General features: G+C 73.4%; 16 protein-coding genes. 9 read left to right on the top strand and 7 right to left on the bottom strand.

Annotated features, from left to right (window positions below; genetic code table 11):
- Window positions 1-8: 8 nt before the first annotated feature.
- The 4 genes from F8274_RS12420 to F8274_RS12405 are packed head-to-tail and all read right to left on the bottom strand — an operon-like array spanning window position 9 to window position 3,920.
- On the bottom strand, window positions 9-953 hold the full coding sequence (locus F8274_RS12420; protein WP_151462451.1) for an ABC transporter substrate-binding protein: 945 nt from the start codon (window positions 951-953) through the stop codon (window positions 9-11).
- Between the two features lie 38 nt (window positions 954-991).
- A complete protein-coding gene (locus F8274_RS12415) occupies window positions 992-1,834 on the bottom strand; it encodes an ABC transporter ATP-binding protein (protein ID WP_370518225.1) in 843 nt (280 codons plus the stop codon).
- The gene (locus F8274_RS12410) at window positions 1,831-2,877 is read right to left on the bottom strand and encodes an iron chelate uptake ABC transporter family permease subunit (RefSeq protein WP_225853755.1); all 1,047 of its coding nucleotides are present in this window, start codon (window positions 2,875-2,877) and stop codon (window positions 1,831-1,833) included. The genes F8274_RS12415 and F8274_RS12410 overlap by 4 nt, the downstream gene beginning before the upstream one ends.
- Window positions 2,874-3,920 (bottom strand): iron ABC transporter permease, encoded by a 1,047-nt coding sequence (locus tag F8274_RS12405; protein WP_151462450.1) that lies wholly within the window; start codon window positions 3,918-3,920, stop codon window positions 2,874-2,876. The genes F8274_RS12410 and F8274_RS12405 overlap by 4 nt, the downstream gene beginning before the upstream one ends.
- A gap of 123 nt (window positions 3,921-4,043) precedes the next feature.
- Between F8274_RS12405 and F8274_RS12400 the strand changes: the two genes are divergently transcribed.
- Window positions 4,044-4,970: a MerR family transcriptional regulator gene (locus F8274_RS12400; RefSeq protein WP_151462449.1), complete on the top strand. Its 927-nt coding sequence runs from the start codon at window positions 4,044-4,046 to the stop codon at window positions 4,968-4,970.
- A gap of 4 nt (window positions 4,971-4,974) precedes the next feature.
- Window positions 4,975-5,334, top strand: a complete 360-nt coding sequence (locus F8274_RS12395) for a YciI family protein (RefSeq protein WP_151462448.1) — start codon at window positions 4,975-4,977, stop codon at window positions 5,332-5,334.
- A gap of 9 nt (window positions 5,335-5,343) precedes the next feature.
- Here F8274_RS12395 and F8274_RS12390 read toward each other — a convergent pair whose 3' ends face one another.
- Together F8274_RS12390 and F8274_RS12385 are read right to left on the bottom strand one after the other, a co-directional pair.
- On the bottom strand, window positions 5,344-6,174 hold the full coding sequence (locus tag F8274_RS12390; RefSeq protein WP_151462447.1) for a phytanoyl-CoA dioxygenase family protein: 831 nt from the start codon (window positions 6,172-6,174) through the stop codon (window positions 5,344-5,346).
- An 89-nt stretch (window positions 6,175-6,263) separates the two neighbouring features.
- Window positions 6,264-6,734 (bottom strand): cytidine deaminase, encoded by a 471-nt coding sequence (locus F8274_RS12385; protein WP_225853754.1) that lies wholly within the window; start codon window positions 6,732-6,734, stop codon window positions 6,264-6,266.
- Between the two features lie 145 nt (window positions 6,735-6,879).
- Here F8274_RS12385 and hrpA point away from each other — a divergent pair, with 145 nt between their 5' ends.
- A complete protein-coding gene (gene hrpA, locus F8274_RS12380; RefSeq protein ID WP_151462445.1) occupies window positions 6,880-10,875 on the top strand; it encodes an ATP-dependent RNA helicase HrpA in 3,996 nt (1,331 codons plus the stop codon).
- Here hrpA and F8274_RS12375 read toward each other — a convergent pair.
- The gene (locus F8274_RS12375; protein ID WP_192579809.1) at window positions 10,872-11,807 is read right to left on the bottom strand and encodes a LysR family transcriptional regulator; all 936 of its coding nucleotides are present in this window, start codon (window positions 11,805-11,807) and stop codon (window positions 10,872-10,874) included. The genes hrpA and F8274_RS12375 overlap by 4 nt on opposite strands.
- 29 nt (window positions 11,808-11,836) lie before the next feature.
- On the opposite strand from F8274_RS12375, the gene F8274_RS12370 reads away from it, so the two are divergent.
- From F8274_RS12370 to F8274_RS31945, 6 genes are all read left to right on the top strand, one after another.
- Window positions 11,837-12,568, top strand: a complete 732-nt coding sequence (locus F8274_RS12370) for a succinate dehydrogenase cytochrome b subunit (protein WP_192579808.1) — start codon at window positions 11,837-11,839, stop codon at window positions 12,566-12,568.
- A 1-nt stretch (window position 12,569) separates the two neighbouring features.
- On the top strand, window positions 12,570-14,504 hold the full coding sequence (locus F8274_RS12365; protein ID WP_151462443.1) for a fumarate reductase/succinate dehydrogenase flavoprotein subunit: 1,935 nt from the start codon (window positions 12,570-12,572) through the stop codon (window positions 14,502-14,504).
- Window positions 14,501-15,262 carry a succinate dehydrogenase/fumarate reductase iron-sulfur subunit gene (locus tag F8274_RS12360; protein WP_151462442.1) on the top strand — a complete coding sequence of 254 codons (762 nt, stop codon included), beginning with the start codon at window positions 14,501-14,503 and terminating at the stop codon, window positions 15,260-15,262. Before F8274_RS12365 ends, F8274_RS12360 begins: the two co-directional genes overlap by 4 nt.
- A gap of 156 nt (window positions 15,263-15,418) precedes the next feature.
- A complete protein-coding gene (locus F8274_RS12355; protein WP_151462441.1) occupies window positions 15,419-16,603 on the top strand; it encodes a zinc-dependent alcohol dehydrogenase in 1,185 nt (394 codons plus the stop codon).
- Window positions 16,600-17,169, top strand: a complete 570-nt coding sequence (locus F8274_RS31950) for an SDR family oxidoreductase (RefSeq protein WP_225853753.1) — start codon at window positions 16,600-16,602, stop codon at window positions 17,167-17,169. Before F8274_RS12355 ends, F8274_RS31950 begins: the two co-directional genes overlap by 4 nt.
- Before the next feature lie 66 nt (window positions 17,170-17,235).
- Entirely contained in the window at window positions 17,236-17,544 is a 309-nt protein-coding gene (locus F8274_RS31945; RefSeq protein WP_225853752.1) for a hypothetical protein, read from the top strand.
- The last annotated feature ends 90 nt before the right edge of the window (window positions 17,545-17,634 follow it).

Genomic DNA, 17,634 nt, shown 5'->3' with positions numbered 1-17,634 from the left:
TCGGTGGCTCAGGCGGCCCGGTACTTCTCCAGGTCGTCCAGGATCTTGTTGGCGGCGCCGACGCCGATGCCGGTCATCCAGACCTCGTCGGAGACCACGTGCGCCTTGCCCGCCTTCACCGCGGACAGGCCCTGCCACAGGCTGCCCCCCGTGACCTTCGCCTGCTCGGCGGCGGCCTTCTCCCCGTACGCGGTCACGAACACCACGTCGCCGTCGACCTCGCTGACCCGCTCGGGGCTGACCAGGTCGAAGCGCTTGTCCTCCTTGCCCTCCAGCAGCTGCCGCTGCGGGCGGCCCAGGCCGGTGTCGCCGACCACGATGCCGGAGAACGAGTCCGGGCCGTAGACCCGGATGTTGCCCGGGATGAAGCGCACGATGGAGACCTTCCGCGACGAGGCGTCGCCGAGCTTCGCGCCGAAGTCCTTCGCCCGCTTCTCGTACGCGGCGAGCTGGTCCTTGGCCTGCTGCTCCCGGCCCAGGGCCTTGCCGTCGAGGAGGAAGTTCTCCTTCCAGGTGATGCCCACCTTCTCGGTGAACACGGTCGGGGCGATGGCGGACAGCTCGTCGTAGAACTTCTCCTGGCGGAACTTGCTGCCGAGGATCAGGTCCGGCTTGAGCGCGTTGATCGCCTCCAGGTCGGGCTCGGTGAGCACCCCGACCTCCTTGATGCCGGCCAGCTTGTCCGCGCCGAAGTAGGTGGGCCAGCTCTTCGCCTCGCCGGCGGTGGCCGCGCCGACCGGGGTGACGCCCAGCGAGAGCGCGGTGTCGATCTTGTCGGTGTCGAGCACCACGACGCGCTTCGGTTCGGCGGGCACCTTGGTGGTGCCCATCGCGTGGGTGATCTCCCGGGTCTCCCCGGCGCTGGTGCCGGAGACGGGATCGCTCTCCCCGCAGGCGGTGAGGCCCACGCCGAGGGCGAGGGCCGCGGTGAGAGCGACGGCGAGACGACGCATCAAGGGTCCTTTCATGACGGGTACGGGTCGGCGCGCGGTCACGCGTCGCCGACGGAGGCGCCGGCCGGGGCCGGCGTGGCGGCTGGAGCGGCCGAGGTGTGGGTCAGGGCGGGCACCACGAGCGGGGCGCCGGTGACCGGGCAGGGCACGACCACGCAGTCGAGCCCGAAGACGTCGCGGACCAGGTCGGCCGTGAGGATCTCGCGCGGCGGGCCGGCGGCGACCACCGCTCCGGCACGCATGGCGACCAGGTGGTCGGCGTAGCGGGCGGCCTGGTTGAGGTCGTGCAGCACGGCGACCACGGTCCGGCCCCGCTCGGCGCGCAGCCGGTGCAGCAGGTCCAGCACCTCCACCTGGTGGGCCAGGTCGAGGAAGGTGGTCGGCTCGTCCAGCAGCAGCGCCTCGGTGTCCTGGGCCAGGGTCATGGCGATCCAGACCCGCTGCCGCTGGCCGCCGGAGAGGGTGTCCACCGGCCGGTCGGCCAGTTCGGCCACGTCGGCCATGGCCATGGCCTCGTCGACGGCCCGGCCGTCCTCCGCGGACCACTGCCGCCACCACCGCTGGTAGGGCTGGCGGCCCCGGCCGACCAGGTCGGCGACCGTGATCCCCTCGGGCACCAGCGGGCTCTGCGGCAGCACGCCGAGCCGCCGGGCCACCTCGCGGGTGGGCAGGTCGCGGATCGCCGTGCCGTCGAGCAGCACCGCGCCGCGCCGCGGGGTGAGCAGCCGGGCCATGGTGCGCAGCAGGGTGGACTTACCGCACGCGTTCGGCCCGACGATCACCGTGAACGCGTCGGCGGGCAGGTCGAGGTCCAGCCCGTCGAGCACGGTCCGGGTCTCGTAGCCGACGACCAGGTCGCGGGTGGACAGCATCGCGGTCACGACCGCCTCCCTCGGGTCCGCAGCAGCAGGAAGATCAGGTACGGGCCGCCGATCGCCGCGGTGAGCACGCCGGCCGGAAGCTGGGTGGGGGCGAACAGCCGGCGGCCGGCCAGGTCGGCCAGCACCAGCAGCAGCGCGCCGAGCAGGGCGGAGCAGAGCAGCGGCGGCCGCTCCGCCCGCACCAGCCGCCGGGCCACCTGCGGGGCGACCAGCGCCACGAAGTCCACCGCGCCGACCTGGGCCGTGACGGTGGCGGCGGCCAGCACGCCGGTGGCGGCCAGCCCGACCCGGCGGGCCACCGGGCGCAGCCCGATCCCCCGGGCGGTGTCGTCGTCCAGCGCGGTGCTGCGCAGCGCCCACCCCGCCCAGAGCAGGACGGGCAGCAGCGCGGCGAGGGTGCCGGCGATCCAGGCCGCCTCGGTCCAGCCCTTGCCGGCCAGGGTGCCGATCAGCCAGAGCTGGGCGCGCAGCCCGTCGATCGGGTCGGCCGAGAGCATCACCACCTCGGTGAGCGCCCGGAGCGCGAACGCCACCGCCACGCCGGCCAGCACGAACCGCTGCGCGGCCAGGCCGTGCCGGGCGCCGAGGGCGAAGACCAGGACGGCCGCCACCAGGCCGCCGACGAGCGCGGCCGGCGCCACCAGGACCGCCGCGGCGCCGCTGGTCAGCGCCACCGTGGCGGCCAGGCCGGCGCCCTGGGTCACCCCGATGACGTCGGGGCTGGCCAGGGGGTTGCGGGCCACGCTCTGGATCAGGGTGCCGGCCACGCCGAACGCCGCGCCGGCCAGCGCCGCGAGCACCGCGCGGGGCAGCCGCAGGTCGAGCACGACGAGGTCGTACGGGGTGCCGGCACCGGAGAGCGCGCGCAGCACGTCGGCCGGCGCCACGTACGGCGTGCCGAGCGAGAGGCTGAGCACCACGGCGGCGGCGAGCAGCAGGACGAGCGTGACCGCGACCAGCACCGGGCGGCGGCGCATCGGAACGGTCAGCGGGCCGACCCGCAGCAGCGACCGCCCCGCCAGGGCGGTGGACGAGGCCGTCATGCGGTCACGACCTTGGCGCGGCGGACCAGGAAGGCGAGCAGCGGCGCGCCGACCAGCGCGGTGATGATGCCGGCCGGGACCTCGCCGGGCGGGGCCACCAGCCGGCCGACCACGTCGGCCCCGAGCACCAGGGCCGGCCCGAGCAGCGCGGCGACCAGCAGGGTCCACCGGTGGTCGGCGCCGACCAGGGCCCGGGCCAGGTGCGGCACGGCCAGCCCGACGAAGGCGATCGGCCCCGCGGCGGCCACCGCGGCGCCGGTGAGCAGCACCCCGCCGAACCCGGCGGCGAGGCGGACCAGGGCGATCCGGTGGCCGAGACCGCGGGCGACGTCGTCGCCGAGGGCCAGCGCGTCCAGGCCGCGAGCGGCCAGCGCCGCCAGAGCCGTGCCGGCGAGGACGAACGGGAGCACCTGCCCGGCGACGCCGACGTCCCGGCCGGTGAGGCCGCCGACCACCCAGAACCGGTACTCCTCGAAGGTGCGGGCGTCGATGCTGAGCAGCGCGTACACGACGGCGGCGAGACCGGCGTCGAGCGCCGCGCCGACCAGCGCGAGGGTGACCGGGCTGGCGCCCTCGCGGGTGCGGTTGGCGACGGCGAAGACCAGGAGCCCGGCGAGCAGCGCGCCGGCGATGCCGAACCAGACGTACCCGGTGAGCGTGCTCACGCCGAAGACGGCGATGGCCAGCACGACCCCGAAGGACGCGCCTGCGCTGACCCCGAGGATGCGCGGCTCGGCGAGGGGGTTGCGGGTGACGGCCTGGAAGAGCACCCCGGCCAGGGCCAGGGCGAGCCCGACGACCAGTCCCAGGGCGGTCCGCGGCAGCCGCAGCTCGCGGACCACGGTGGTGGCCTCGCCGCCGTCCGGGGCGACCAGGGCGTGCCACACCTGGTCGACGGGGAGGTGGCGGCTGCCGAGCGCCAGGCTGGCCAGCAGCGCGACGACGAGCAGGAGCGCCGCCGCCACGGTGACCGCGAGGCGGCGGGGTGTGCCGCGGCGGGTGGGGGCGTCGGCCCGGACGGGCCGGACGGCGACGGTGGTCACAGGGGGTGCTCGCCTCTCGGATTAGGTACGCCTTACCTTAACCGAGCTGGTTAGGCACGCCTAACTCGGCGTTGTCGATGTGCGGCTTGCGCCTCCAGCGGGGGGAGGCGGCAGGGTGGGCGCATGGACGCGTGCTATTCCATCGGTGACCTGGCCCGGCGGACCGGGTTGCCGGTGAAGACCATCCGCTTCTGGTCCGACCGCGGGATCGTGCCGCCGAGCGACCGCGGCCCGACCGGTCACCGCCGCTACGGCCCGGACGCCCTGGCCCGGCTGGAGCTGGTCCGGACGCTGCGCGAGCTGGGGGTGGACCTGCCGACGGTGCGCCGGGTGGTGGAGCGGGAGGTCGGGCTGCCCGAGGTCGCGGCGGCGCACGCCGACGCCCTGGCCACCCAGATCCGGGTGCTGCGGCTGCGCCGCGCGGTGCTGACCGTGGTGGCCCGGCGCGGGGCCACGGCCACCCAGGCCGAACAACTGCACCGGCTGGCCGGGCTGGCCGCGGCGGAGCGACGGCGGCTGGTCGACGAGTTCCTCGACGCCGCCTTCGCCGGCCTGACCGGGCCGGGGTTCGCGGGGATCCGCCGCTCGCTCACCCCCGAGCTGCCCGACGACCCCGCCGAGGAGCAGGTCGAGGCGTGGGTGGAGCTGGCCGAGCTGGCCCTGGATCCGGGCTTCCGGGCGGGCCTGCGGCGGCTGGCGGAGCAGCACGCGGCCGACCGGGCCGGCGTGCCGGGCGTCCGCCGCGACGCGGTCGCCGTGGTCCGCGAGGAGGTCACCCCGGCGCTGGCCGCCGGCGTGGACCCGGCGTCACCCCGGGCCGACGGGGTCGTCGCCGCGGCCACGAGCCGGTACGCGCGGCTGTGCGGCCGCCCGGACGACGCCGACCTGCGGCGGCGGCTGCTGGACCGGCTGGAGGCCGCCGGCGACCCGCGCCGGGAGCGGTACCTGCGCCTGCTCTCGGTGGTCAACGGCTGGCCGCCCGTGGAGAGCCTGGCCCCGGTGCTCGACTGGTCGATCCGGGCGCTGCGGGCCCGCCAGCCCCTACCCTGAGGGCATGCGATTCGACCAGCACACCGTGGTGCTCCTGGTCCGGCCGGACGACGCGCCCGACCTGCCCCAGGACGCGCTCGACCGGCTCCAGGACGCGCACCTGGCCCATCAGGCCGGGCTGGTGGAGCAGGGCGCCGTGCTCGCGGCCGGCCCGTTCCTCGGTGGTGACGACGAGCGGATCCGCGGGATCGCCGTGCTCTCGGTCGACCCGCAGATGGCCCGCGACCTCTACGCCAACGACCCGGCCGTCCGCGCCGGGCGGCTGGAGGCACAGGTGCTGAGCTGGATGGTGCCGGAGGGCAACGTCCGCTTCGAGCAGGTGCCGGTGCCCCGCTCGATGCTGGAGGCGGCCACCGGGGACTGACCTGGCGGCCTACTCCGCGCCCATCACCAGGCCCTCGATGGTGTGCTTCTGGCGGATCGGCACGAGGGTGTCGACCACGGGGCAGTGCAGGTGCGCCCGGACCGGTTCCGGCAGGCCCGCCCAGTAGTCCCGGGTGACCGCCAGGTCGTGGTGGGCGGCGTTGCCCGCGCCCGGCGCGTCGACGCCGAGCACCAGCACGGGCCGGGCGAGCTGACTGACGTTCGGGGTGCCCCGGTGGATGGTGAGCGCGGAGCGCGCCGAGATGTCGCCGCGCTTCGGGTACTTGCGGACCGCGCGGGACTCGTAACGGGGGTACCGGTCCTTCGGCGGGAACATCTCGTGGTCGAAGTCGCGGCCGTCGTCCCACTGCGTCCCCGGGGCGATCTCGAACGGCCCCATCTCCTCGACGGTGTCCACCGTGGTCAGGTTGAAGGCCAGCGAGGTGAGCCGGCGCCGCAGGCGGGTCTCCTCGGGCATCGGGAAGTCCCGGTGCCACGGCTGCATCTTCGCGCCGGGGAACGGGATGTCGAACCCCAGCTCGACGATCTCGTAGTCGGGGCCGAGCACCGCGCGGCACACCGACACCACCCACGGGTGGGTGACCAGGTCGACGAAGCCGCGCAGCTGCTCCGGGTGGATCTCGACGTACCAGCGCTCCGGGCCGCGGCCGACCGCGCCGTCGGGGCGGGAGCGGGCCTCCCGGAACGCGGCGTCGATGTCCTCGTCGACCCGCTCCACCCAGTCGGTGGAGAAGGCGCCACGGCAGGCGGTGATGCCGTCGCGGTAGAGGTCGCCGAGGGCCTCGACGGGGGTCTCGTCCTCGATCAGCTGGGATGTCATCGGGGCCTCCTCGTCGCGGGGACGACCCGAGTATTACAACGTTGTAGAAGCGTCGCAAGACCTGCCGGAGCCACTGCGGTGCGGAGCCGTCAGTCCTCGGCGGACTGGCGGCTGCCCGGCACCACCGGCATCGGCCACACCCCGGTGCGCGGCGGCCCGACCGGGACCTCCACCTGGTGGTCCGACCAGACGTACGTCTCCGGCAGCAGGTCGGTCACCGGGACCGCCCGCAGCGCGTCCGGCGGCCCGACGATCACCCGGATCGACGGGAAGTAGTCGAGGAGCACCTGCCGGCACCGGCCGCACGGCGGGATGACGCCCCGGCCCCGGTCCCCCACCGCCACGATGGTCTCCAGGTCCCCCGCGCCCTGGGTGGCGGCGGCCCCGATGGCCACCACCTCGGCGCACGGGCCGCCGGTGAAGTGGTAAACGTTCACGCCGCTGAAGACCCGGCCGTCCGTGGTCCGCGCGGCGGCGGCGACGGTGTGGTTGTCGCTACGGCAGCGCAGCTTGGCGACGGCCATCGCGGCCTGCACCAGCGCCCGGTCGGTGTCGCGCATGATCATCCCGTCCCGTCGTCGGACCTCGCCTCGGCCGAAACTCTAGCCCGGCCACCCGCGCCCACCTGGGAGGGCGCGCGGGCGGCCACGGTCGCCGGTAACCCGGGGGCGCTCCGCCGTACGCCTGCCTATCCTTGGCGACGACATGCAGAATCCAGCCGCACCCGCCGTACCCGAGACCGCCCGCGACCTGCACCGCCGCCTGTCCGCCCTGATGTTCCGCGACCAGCGCCGGCTCCAGCGCCGGCTGGACGGGGTGCGGAAGCTGCGTGACCCGCAGCGGCGGGAGTCGGCGCTGGCCGAGATCGCGGCCGACGTGGCCCGGGCCGAGGCGCGGCTGGCCGCCCGGCGGGCCGCCGTGCCGACGGTCACCTACCCGGCGCAGCTGCCGGTCAGCGAGCGCAGGGACGACATCGCCGCGGCCATCCGCGACCACCAGGTGGTGATCGTGGCCGGCGAGACGGGCTCCGGCAAGACCACCCAGCTGCCCAAGATCTGTCTGGAGCTGGGCCGCGGCGTCACCGGGCTGATCGGCCACACCCAGCCCCGCCGGCTCGCCGCCCGGACGGTGGCCGACCGGATCGCCGAGGAACTCGGCACCGAGCTGGGCGACGTGGTCGGCTACAAGGTGCGCTTCACCGACCAGGTGGGCGACAACAGCCTGGTCAAGCTGATGACCGACGGCATCCTGCTGGCCGAGTTGCAGACCGACCGGATGCTGCGCCAGTACGACACGTTGATCATCGACGAGGCGCACGAGCGCAGCCTCAACATCGACTTCATCCTCGGCTACCTCCGGCAGCTACTGCCCCGCCGCCCCGACCTCAAGGTGGTCATCACCTCGGCGACCATCGAGACCGACCGGTTCGCGAAGCACTTCGCCGACGCCGAGGGCAACCCCGCGCCGGTCGTCGAGGTGTCCGGCCGGACCTATCCCGTGGAGGTGCGCTACCGCCCGCTGGTCGAGGTCGTCGAGACCGAGGAGGAGGACGACGGGGACGAGGAGAACGTCCGGGACCAGATCCAGGCCATCGGCGACGCCGTCGAGGAGCTGGCCGCCGAGGGGCCCGGCGACATCCTGGTCTTCCTCAGCGGCGAGCGGGAGATCCGGGACACCGCCGACGCGCTCGGCAAGCTGGTGCAGAAGAAGCGCTCGCTGCTCGGCACCGAGATCCTCCCGCTCTACGCCCGGCTCTCCACGGCCGAGCAGCACCGGGTCTTCGCCCCGCACGCCGCGCGCCGGGTGGTGCTCGCCACCAACGTCGCGGAGACCTCGCTGACCGTCCCCGGCATCACGTACGTGGTGGACCCGGGGACGGCCCGGATCTCCCGCTACTCCAGCCGCCTCAAGGTGCAGCGGCTGCCGATCGAGCCGATCTCCCAGGCGTCGGCCAACCAGCGCAAGGGCCGCTGCGGGCGCACCTCGGACGGCATCTGCATCCGCCTCTACGACGAGCAGGACTTCGCCTCCCGGCCCGAGTTCACCGACCCGGAGATCCTGCGCACCAACCTGGCCTCGGTCATCCTCCAGATGACCTCGATCGGGCTGGGCGACATCGCCGCGTTCCCGTTCCTCGACCCGCCGGACCGGCGCAACGTCACGGACGGCGTGAACCTGCTGCACGAGCTGGGCGCGCTGGACCCGGCCGAGACCGACCCGGCGAAGCGGCTCACCCCGCTCGGCCGGCGGCTGGCCCAGCTCCCGGTCGACCCGCGGCTGGCCCGGATGGTCCTCGAAGGCGAGCGCAACGGCTGCGCCACCGAGGTCATCGTCATCGCGGCGGCGCTCTCCATCCAGGACCCGCGTGAGCGGCCCGCCGACAAGCAGGCCCAGGCCGACCAGGCGCACGCCCGGTTCGCCGACAAGGAGTCGGACTTCGTCGCGTACCTGAACCTGTGGCGCTACCTGCGGGAGCAGCAGCGGGCCCTGTCCTCCAGCGCGTTCCGGCGGATGTGCAAGGCGGAGTACCTGAACTACCTGCGGGTGCGCGAGTGGCAGGACATCGTGAGCCAGCTCCGGCAGGTGCTGCGCACCTCGGACAAGGGTGACGGCCGCCGCGGGGCCGGCGCGGACCTGCCCGAGGAGATCGACACCCCGAAGGTGCACCAGTCCCTGCTGCCCGGCCTGCTCTCCCACCTCGGGCTCAAGGACGCGCAGAAGCACGAGTACCTCGGGGCGCGCGGGGCGAAGTTCGCGATCTTCCCGGGCTCGGCGCTGTTCAAGAAGCCGCCGCGCTGGGTGATGGCCGCCGAGCTGGTCGAGACCTCCCGGCTCTGGGGCCGGGTGGCCGGCCGGGTCGAGCCGGAATGGGTCGAGCCGCTCGCCCAGCACCTGGTGAAGCGCAGCTACAGCGAGCCGCACTGGGAGAAGAAGCAGGCCGCCGTGATGGCCTACGAGAAGGTCACCCTCTACGGCATTCCGCTGGTCACCTCCCGCAAGGTCAACTTTGGCCGGATCGACCCGGTGCTGAGCCGGGAGCTTTTCCTGCGGCACGCCCTCGTCGAGGGCGACTGGCAGACCCACCACCAGTTCTGGACGGACAACCAGCGGCTGCTGACCGAGGTGGAGGAGCTGGAGAACCGGGCCCGCCGGCGCGACATCCTGGTCGACGACGAGACCATCTACCACTTCTACGACCAGCGGATCCCCGCCGACGTGGTCTCCGGCCGGCACTTCGACACCTGGTGGAAGAAGACCCGACGGGAGCAGCCGGACCTGCTCACCTTCACCCGCGAGCTGCTGGTCAACTCCGGGCGCGCCGGGGTGGACGAGACCGACTACCCGGACGAGTGGCGGGCCGACGGGGTGGCCCTGCCGCTGACCTACACCTTCGACCCGGGCACCCCCACCGACGGCGTCACCGTGGACATCCCGCTGCCGCTGCTCAACCAGGTGCCGGCGGAGAGCTTCGACTGGCAGGTGCCCGGCCTGCGCGAGGAACTCGTGATCGCGCTGATCCGGTCGCTGCCCAAGGCGATCCGGCGCAACTTCGTCCCGGTGCCCGACTACGCCCGGGCGGCGCTCGCGCAGCTGCCGGCCGGCGAGGAGCCGCTTCTCGCCGCGCTCGCCCGGCAGCTGCGCCGGATGACCGGGGTGACCGTGCCGCCCGACGCCTGGGACGTGGGCAGGCTGCCGCCGCACCTGCGGGTCACCTTCCGGGTGCTCGGCGAGGACGACAAGCCGGTCGCCGAGGGCAAGGACCTGCCGGCCCTGCAACGCGAGCTGCGCCAGGAGGTACGCCAGGTCGTCGCCGCCGCCGCGCCCGACGTGGCCCGGACCGGGCTGACCGGGTGGGACATCGACACCCTGCCGCGCACCATCGAGCAGGTCCGCGCCGGCTACGCGGTCACCGCGTACCCGGCGTTGGTCGACGAGGGCACGACAGTCGGGGTGAAGGTGTTCGACTCCCCCGCCGAGCAGGAGGCCGCGCACTGGGCCGGCACCCGGCGGCTGCTCCGGCTGACCGTGCCCTCCCCGGCGAAGTTCCTCCAGGGCCGGCTCAGCAACGAGGCCAAGCTGGCGCTGTCCCGCAACCCGCACGGCGGGGTGCCGGCCCTGATCGAGGACGCGGCGGGCGCGGCCATCGACAAGCTCATGGCGGACGCCGGCGGCCCGGCCTGGGACGCCGAGGGCTTCGCCGCGCTGCGCGAACGGGTCCGCGCCGACCTGGTCGACACGGTGGTCGAGGTGATGGGCCGGGTGCGGCAGGTGCTGGCCGCCGCGTACGCGGTGGAGCAGCGCCTCGGCGCCACGCGGAACCTGGCCGTCGTGGCCGCGCTGGCCGACATCCGCAGCCAGCTCGGCGGCCTGGTGCACAAGGGCTTCATCACCGAGGCCGGGTACGCGCGCCTGCCCGACCTGCTGCGCTACCTGACCGCGATCGAACGGCGGCTGGACCGGCTGACCGGCAACCCGCAGCGGGACAAGCAGCAACAGGACCGGATCGCCGTGGTGCAGAAGGAGTACCAGGACCTGCTGGCCGCGCTGCCGCCGTCGAAGCGGCAGTCCGCGGCGGTCCGGCAGATCCGCTGGATGATCGAGGAGCTGCGGGTGAACGTCTTCGCCCAGGCGCTCGGCACCCCGTACCCGGTCTCCGAGCAGCGCATCTACCGCGCCATGGACGACGCCGAGGGCCGCTAGAGCGGTTCCACACCGGCCGGGAGCCGGTCGGCGGCGGTGGCGTCGTGCACGTACTCCAGGAGGATGCGGCGCAGCTCGCGGCCGGCGTGGGTGGGCACCACGTCGCGGCGGCGGGCCACCGCGATGGTCCGGCGGACGCCGGGCGGGGCGAGCCGGGTCACCCGGATTCCCGGCCGGCGGGTGACCGCGATGCCGGGCACCAGGGCCGCGCCGAGTCCGGCCTCGACGAAGCTGAGCACGGCGTCCAGCTCCCCGCCGTCCACCGACAGGGTCGGCTCGAAGCCGGCCGCCCGGCACGCCTGGAGGGTGGCGTCGCGCAGGTCGTAGCCCTGGCGGAACATCACCAGCGGCTGGTCGCGCAGGTCGGTGATGCGCACCTCGCCCCGCTCGGAGGCGGCCGGCAGCGGGTCGACCGAGGCGACCACGAGGCTCTCCCGCAGGATCGGGTCGGCGCGCAGCCCCGGGTCCGTGCCGGTGGACGGCATGATGATCAGCGCCAGGTCGAGGTCGCCGCGGAGCAGGTCACGGACCAGGTCCTGCGAGCCGCCCTCCTCCACCCGGAGGTCGACGGTGGGGTGGGCGTCGCGGAACCGGCGCAGCACCGGGGGCGCCAGCGAGGTGGCCAGGCTGGGGGTGGCGCCGAGCCGGACCCGGCCCCGCCGCAGGCCGACCAGTTCCTGCACCTCCCGGGTGGCGGTGTCCACGTCGGCGAGGATCCGCTTGGCCAGGGGCAGCAGCACGTCGCCGGCCGCGGTGAGGGCGATGTTGCCCCTTACCCGCTCGAAGAGCGGGGCCCCCAGGTCGGTCTCCAGGGCGTGAATTTGCTTACTCAGCGAGGGCTGCGTGATGCCCACCAGATCGGCAGCTTGGGTGAAATGTCGTACTTCTGCGACCGCGACGAAGTACCGGAGCTGATGGAGCTGCATCTGTATAGCTTATGGCTATCAAGACTGCGAGGTCGATGCATTGGACGACTGATCAAACTGCTCCTAGCGTCGGCCGTGTGGTAATCACGAAAACTCGGTCGCCCATCCGCTCGAATGTCGGCCTCAAGGCCGTCATGGCGGTGACGGGCATCATCCTGGTGCTGTTCCTGATCCTGCACATGCTCGGCAACCTGAAGATCTTCACGGGCGAGACCTCGTTCGACCACTACGCGCACTGGCTCCGGGAGATCGGAACGCCGCTGCTGCCGTCGACCTGGTACCTGTGGATCCAGCGCACCGCGCTCACCGTGGCCGTCGTGGCGCACATCGTCTCGGCCACCGTGCTCGCGAAGCGCGCCCGGGCCGCCCGCCCGGTGCCGTACGCGCACCGCAGGAAGATCCACGTGAACTACGCGGCCCGCACCATGCGCTGGGGTGGTGTGATCATCCTGCTCTTCGTGATCTACCACATCCTGGACCTGACGACCGGTCACCTGAACCCACAGGGCGACCCGGCCAACCCCTACGGCAACGTCGTCCAGGACTTCGCGGCGGACCGCTGGTACGTCACCCTCTTCTACACCCTGGCGATCGTCACGCTCGGCTTCCACCTGCGGCACGGCGCGTTCAGCGCGTTCCGCAGCCTCGGGCAGCAGACCCCGAAGGGCGAGCGCCGGGCGCGTGCCGCGGCCCTCGTCCTCGCCGTCGCGCTCTGCGTCGGCTACCTCGTGGTCCCGTTCGCCGTACTCACCGGATTGGTGGCCTGACATGGATCTCTTCACCACCGGCGACCCGATCGCCGACACCAAGGCTCCCGACGGCCCCATCGAGACCCGCTGGGACCGCCACCGGTTCGCGATGAAGCTGGTCAACCCGGCCAACCGGCGCAAGCTGACCGTGATCGTGGTCGGCACCGGCCTGGCCGGCGGCTCCGCCGCGGCCACCCTGGCCGAGCAGGGCTACCACGTGAAGTCCTACTGCTACCAGGACAGCCCGCGCCGGGCCCACTCCATCGCCGCGCAGGGCGGCATCAACGCCGCCAAGAACTACCGCAACGACGGCGACTCGGTGCACCGGCTCTTCTACGACACCGTCAAGGGCGGCGACTTCCGCTCCCGCGAGTCCAACGTGCACCGGCTCGCCGAAGTCTCGGTCAACATCATCGACCAGTGCGTCGCCCAGGGCGTCCCGTTCGCCCGCGAGTACGGCGGCCTGCTCGACACCCGCTCCTTCGGCGGCGCGCAGGTGCAGCGCACCTTCTACGCCCGGGGCCAGACGGGCCAGCAGCTGCTGCTCGGCGCGTACCAGGCGCTGGAGCGGCAGATCGGCCTGGGCAACGTGGAGATGAACGCCCGGCACGAGATGCTCGAACTGGTCATCGTCGAAGGCCGGGCCCGCGGCATCGTGGTCCGCGACCTGGTCACCGGCGAGATCAGCACCGAGATGGCCGACGCCGTCGTGCTCGCCTCCGGCGGCTACGGCAACGTCTTCTACCTCTCCACCAACGCCAAGGGCTGCAACGTCACGGCCTCCTGGCGGGCGCACCGCAAGGGCGCGTACTTCGCGAACCCCTGCTACACGCAGATCCACCCGACCTGCATCCCGGTCTCCGGCGACCACCAGTCGAAGCTGACCCTGATGAGCGAGTCGCTGCGCAACGACGGCCGGGTGTGGGTGCCCAAGGCCAAGGGCGACGCCCGCAGCCCGAAGGACATCGGAGAGGACGAGCGGGACTACTACCTGGAGCGGATCTACCCCTCCTTCGGCAACCTGGTCCCCCGGGACATCGCCTCCCGCGCCGCCAAGAACGTCTGCGACGAGGGTCGCGGTGTCGGCCCGGGTGGGCTCGGCGTCTACCTCGACTTCGCCGACGCCATCGGCCGGCTCGGCCGCAAGGCCATCGAGGCCAAGTACGGCAACCTGTTCGAGATGTACGAGCGGATCACCGGCGAGGACCCGTACGAGGTCCCGATGCGGATCTACCCCGCCGTGCACTACACGATGGGCGGCCTCTGGGTCGACTACGACCTCCAGTCGACCATCCCGGGCCTGTTCGTGATCGGCGAGGCGAACTTCTCCGACCACGGCGCCAACCGGCTCGGCGCCTCGGCGCTCATGCAGGGCCTTGCCGACGGCTACTTCGTGCTGCCGAACACCATCGCGAACTACCTGGCCGCGGGCGCCCTGGACAAGGTCGACGCCAGCCACCCCGAGGCGGTGGCCGCGCGGACCGAGGTCGAGGAGCGGCTCCAGCGGCTGCTCGCGATCAACGGCGACCGCACGGTGGACTCGTTCCACCGGGAGCTGGGCCAGATCATGTGGGAGCACTGCGGCATGGAGCGCTCCGAGGCCGGGCTGCGCAAGGCGATCGACGAGATCCGCACCCTGCGCGACGAGTTCTGGCAGCGGGTCCGCGTCCCGGGCGACGGCGAGGGGCTCAACCAGTCGCTGGAGAAGGCCGGCCGGGTGGCCGACTTCTTCGAGCTGGCCGAGCTGATGTGCATCGACGCCCTGCACCGCGAGGAGTCCTGCGGCGGCCACTTCCGGGCCGAGTATCAGACCCCCGACGGTGAGGCGCAGCGCGACGACGACCGGTTCTCCTACGTGGCGGCCTGGGAATACGCCGGCACCGGTCAGCCCGTGCTGCACAAGGAAGACCTGACCTTCGAATACGTCCACCCCACGCAGCGGAGTTACAAGTGAACCTGACCCTGCGCATCTGGCGCCAGAAGGGCCCCGAGGACAAGGGTCAGATGGTGACCTATCCGGTGCAGGACGTGTCCCCGGACATGTCCTTCCTGGAGATGCTCGACGTGCTCAACGAGCGGCTGATCCTCGACGGCGAGGAGCCGGTCGCGTTCGACCACGACTGCCGCGAGGGCATCTGCGGCATGTGCAGCCTCATGATCAACGGTGAGGCGCACGGCCCGCAGCGCGGGACCACCGCCTGCCAGCTGCACATGCGGCAGTTCTCCGACGGGGACACCATCGACATCGAGCCGTGGCGGGCCCGCGCCTTCCCGGTCGTCAAGGATCTCGTGGTCAACCGCAACGCCTTCGACCAGATCATCGCCGCCGGCGGCTACATCACCGCGCCGACCGGCAGCGCCCCCGAGGCGCACTCCACGCCGGTGGCCAAGGCGGACGCGGACGCGGCCTTCTCCTCGGCCGCCTGCATCGCCTGCGGCGCCTGCGTGGCGGCCTGCCCGAACGGGTCCGGCATGCTGTTCACCGCCGCCAAGATCACCCAGCTCTCGCTGCTGCCGCAGGGCCAGCCCGAGCGGTACACCCGGGTGATCGGCATGGTGGACGCGCACGACGAGGCCGGCTTCGGCGGCTGCACCAACATCGGCGAGTGCGCGGCGGCCTGCCCGAAGGGCATCCCGCTGAACACCATCGGCCGGCTCAACCGGGACTACCTCAAGGCGACGTCCAAGCGCGCCGGCACCCCGGGGTCCTGAGCCCCCGCCATCCGACCCACACGACCGCCGCGCCCCGCACCCGGGGGCGCGGCGGTCGCCCTTTTCCGGGGTACGCGGGGCAGGCCCCCCGCCGGTTCAACCCCTCCCCCGCGGGTAGCAGTCCGGTGGACGGCACCGAAGAGGGGACATTCAGGCATGAAGGCACTGACCTGGCAGGGCAAGCGTGACGTCCGCGTCGAGGACGTACCGGATCCGCGGATCGAGGAGCCGACCGACGCGGTGATCCGGGTGACCTCGACCGCCATCTGCGGCTCCGATCTGCACCTGTACGAGGTGCTCGGGCCGTACCTGAAGCCCGGCGACGTGCTGGGGCACGAGCCGATGGGTGTCGTCGAGGAGGTCGGCCCGGGGGTGACCCGGCTCAAGCCCGGCGACCGCGTGGTCGTCCCCTTCAACATCTCCTGCGGCTCGTGCTGGATGTGCGACCGCCAGCTCTACGCCCAGTGCGAGACCACCCAGGTGACCAGCGAGGGCAAGGGCGCCGCGCTGTTCGGCTACACCTCGCTCTACGGCTCCGTCCCCGGCGGGCAGGCCGAGTACCTGCGGGTGCCGCAGGCCCAGTTCGGCCCGATCAAGATCCCGGAGACCGGGCCCGACGAGCGCTGGCTCTACCTCTCCGACATCCTGCCGACCGCCTGGCAGGCGGTGAAGTACGCCGACACCCCGCCCGGCGGCACCCTGGCGGTGTTCGGCCTCGGCCCCGTCGGGCAGTTCTGCGCCCGGATCGGCCGGCACCTCGGCGCCGGCCGGGTGATCGGCCTGGACCTGGTGCCGGAGCGGCTGGAGATGGCCCGCCGGCACGGCATCGAGGTGCTCGACGTCAGCGAACTCGACGACGTGCCCGGGGCGCTGATCGACCTGGTCGACGGGCGCGGCCCGGACGCGGTGATCGACGCGGTCGGCATGGAGGCGCACGGCGCCCCGGCCGGCAAGATCGCCCAGACCGCCGCCGGGCTGCTGCCGGACAAGCTGGCCCGGACCATGACCGACAAGGTGGGCGTCGACCGGCTCGTGGTGCTGCACGCCGCGCTCAAGGCCGTCCGGCGCGGCGGCACCGTGTCGATCTCCGGCGTGTACGGCGGCGAGCAGGACCCGATGCCGCTCATGGAGATGTTCGACCGGGGCGTCCAGCTGCGAATGGGGCAGTGCCACGTGAAGCGCTGGGTCGACGACATCATGCCGCTGCTCGCCGGCGACGACGACCCGCTCGGCGTCGAGGACCTGCGGACCCACCGGCTGCCGCTCGCGCGGGCGCCGCGGGCGTACGAGATGTTCCAGAAGAAGCAGGACGGCTGCGTCAAGGTCGTGCTCGAACCGTGAGCCGGACGGTGGTCATCACCGGCGCGACCAGCGGGATCGGCCGGGCGGCGGCCCGGGAGTTCGCCGGCCGTGGGGACCGCCTGGTCCTCGCGGCCCGCTCCCCCGCCACCCTGGCCCAGGTACGCGAGGAGTGCCGGGCGGCCGGCGCCGAGGTGCTCACCGTACCGACGGACGTCACCGCGCCCGGCGCGGTGGCCGCGCTGGCCGACGCGGCGGAGGCGGAGTTCGGCGCCATCGACGCCTGGGTGCACACCGCCGCCGTGATGGCCTACGGCCGCTTCGACGAGACCCCCGCCGAGGTCTTCGACCAGGTGATCCGCACCGACCTGCTGGCCGCCGCCGAGGTGGCCCGGGTGGCGCTGCGCCGCTTCCAGGCCGCCTCGGCCGGCACGCTGGTCCTCACCGGCTCGGTCCTCGGGCACATCACGGCGCCCTACATGAGCGGCTACGTGGCGGCCAAGTGGGGCCTCCAGGGGCTGGTCCGGGCGCTGCAGCAGGAGGCCCGGGAAACCCCGGGCGTGCGGATCTGCCTGGTCAACCCGGGCAGCGTCGACACGCCGGTCTAACGGCAGGCGGCGAACTACCTGGGCCGGATCGGGCGCCCGCCGCCGCCGGTCACCACGCCCGAGCGGGTGGCCCGGGCCATGGTCGACTGCGTCGACCGGCCCCGCCGGGAGGTGTCGGTGGGGCGGCTCAACGTCATCATGCGGTTCGGCTTCACCGTGCTCCCCGGCGTGTACGACGTGCTGGTGGGGCCGCTCATGCGGCTCGCCGGGCTGACCAACCAGCCGATCGCCCCCCACCCGGGCATCGTCTTCGACCCGAGCCCGGCCGGTGAGGCGGTCCGGGGCGGCTGGCTGCCCGACGTGCCGCGGGCGGTCCGGTCGGCGGGCGGGGTGACCGCGGCGGCCGGCTCGGCGCTGCTGCGCCGGCTGCGCTGAGCGGGGCGCCGGCGGGGTGCGACGTCGCCCGCGCGGGGTGGCGGACGGATGGCTACCGTGTACTGCGGGACACGGCGGAGGGACGGGACA

Source organism: Micromonospora sp. AMSO31t (genome assembly GCF_008868175.1).
GTDB lineage: Bacteria > Actinomycetota > Actinomycetes > Mycobacteriales > Micromonosporaceae > Micromonospora.
The sequence above is the reverse complement of the archived record's forward strand: the minus strand, read 5'-3'. Positions and strand labels throughout refer to the sequence as shown.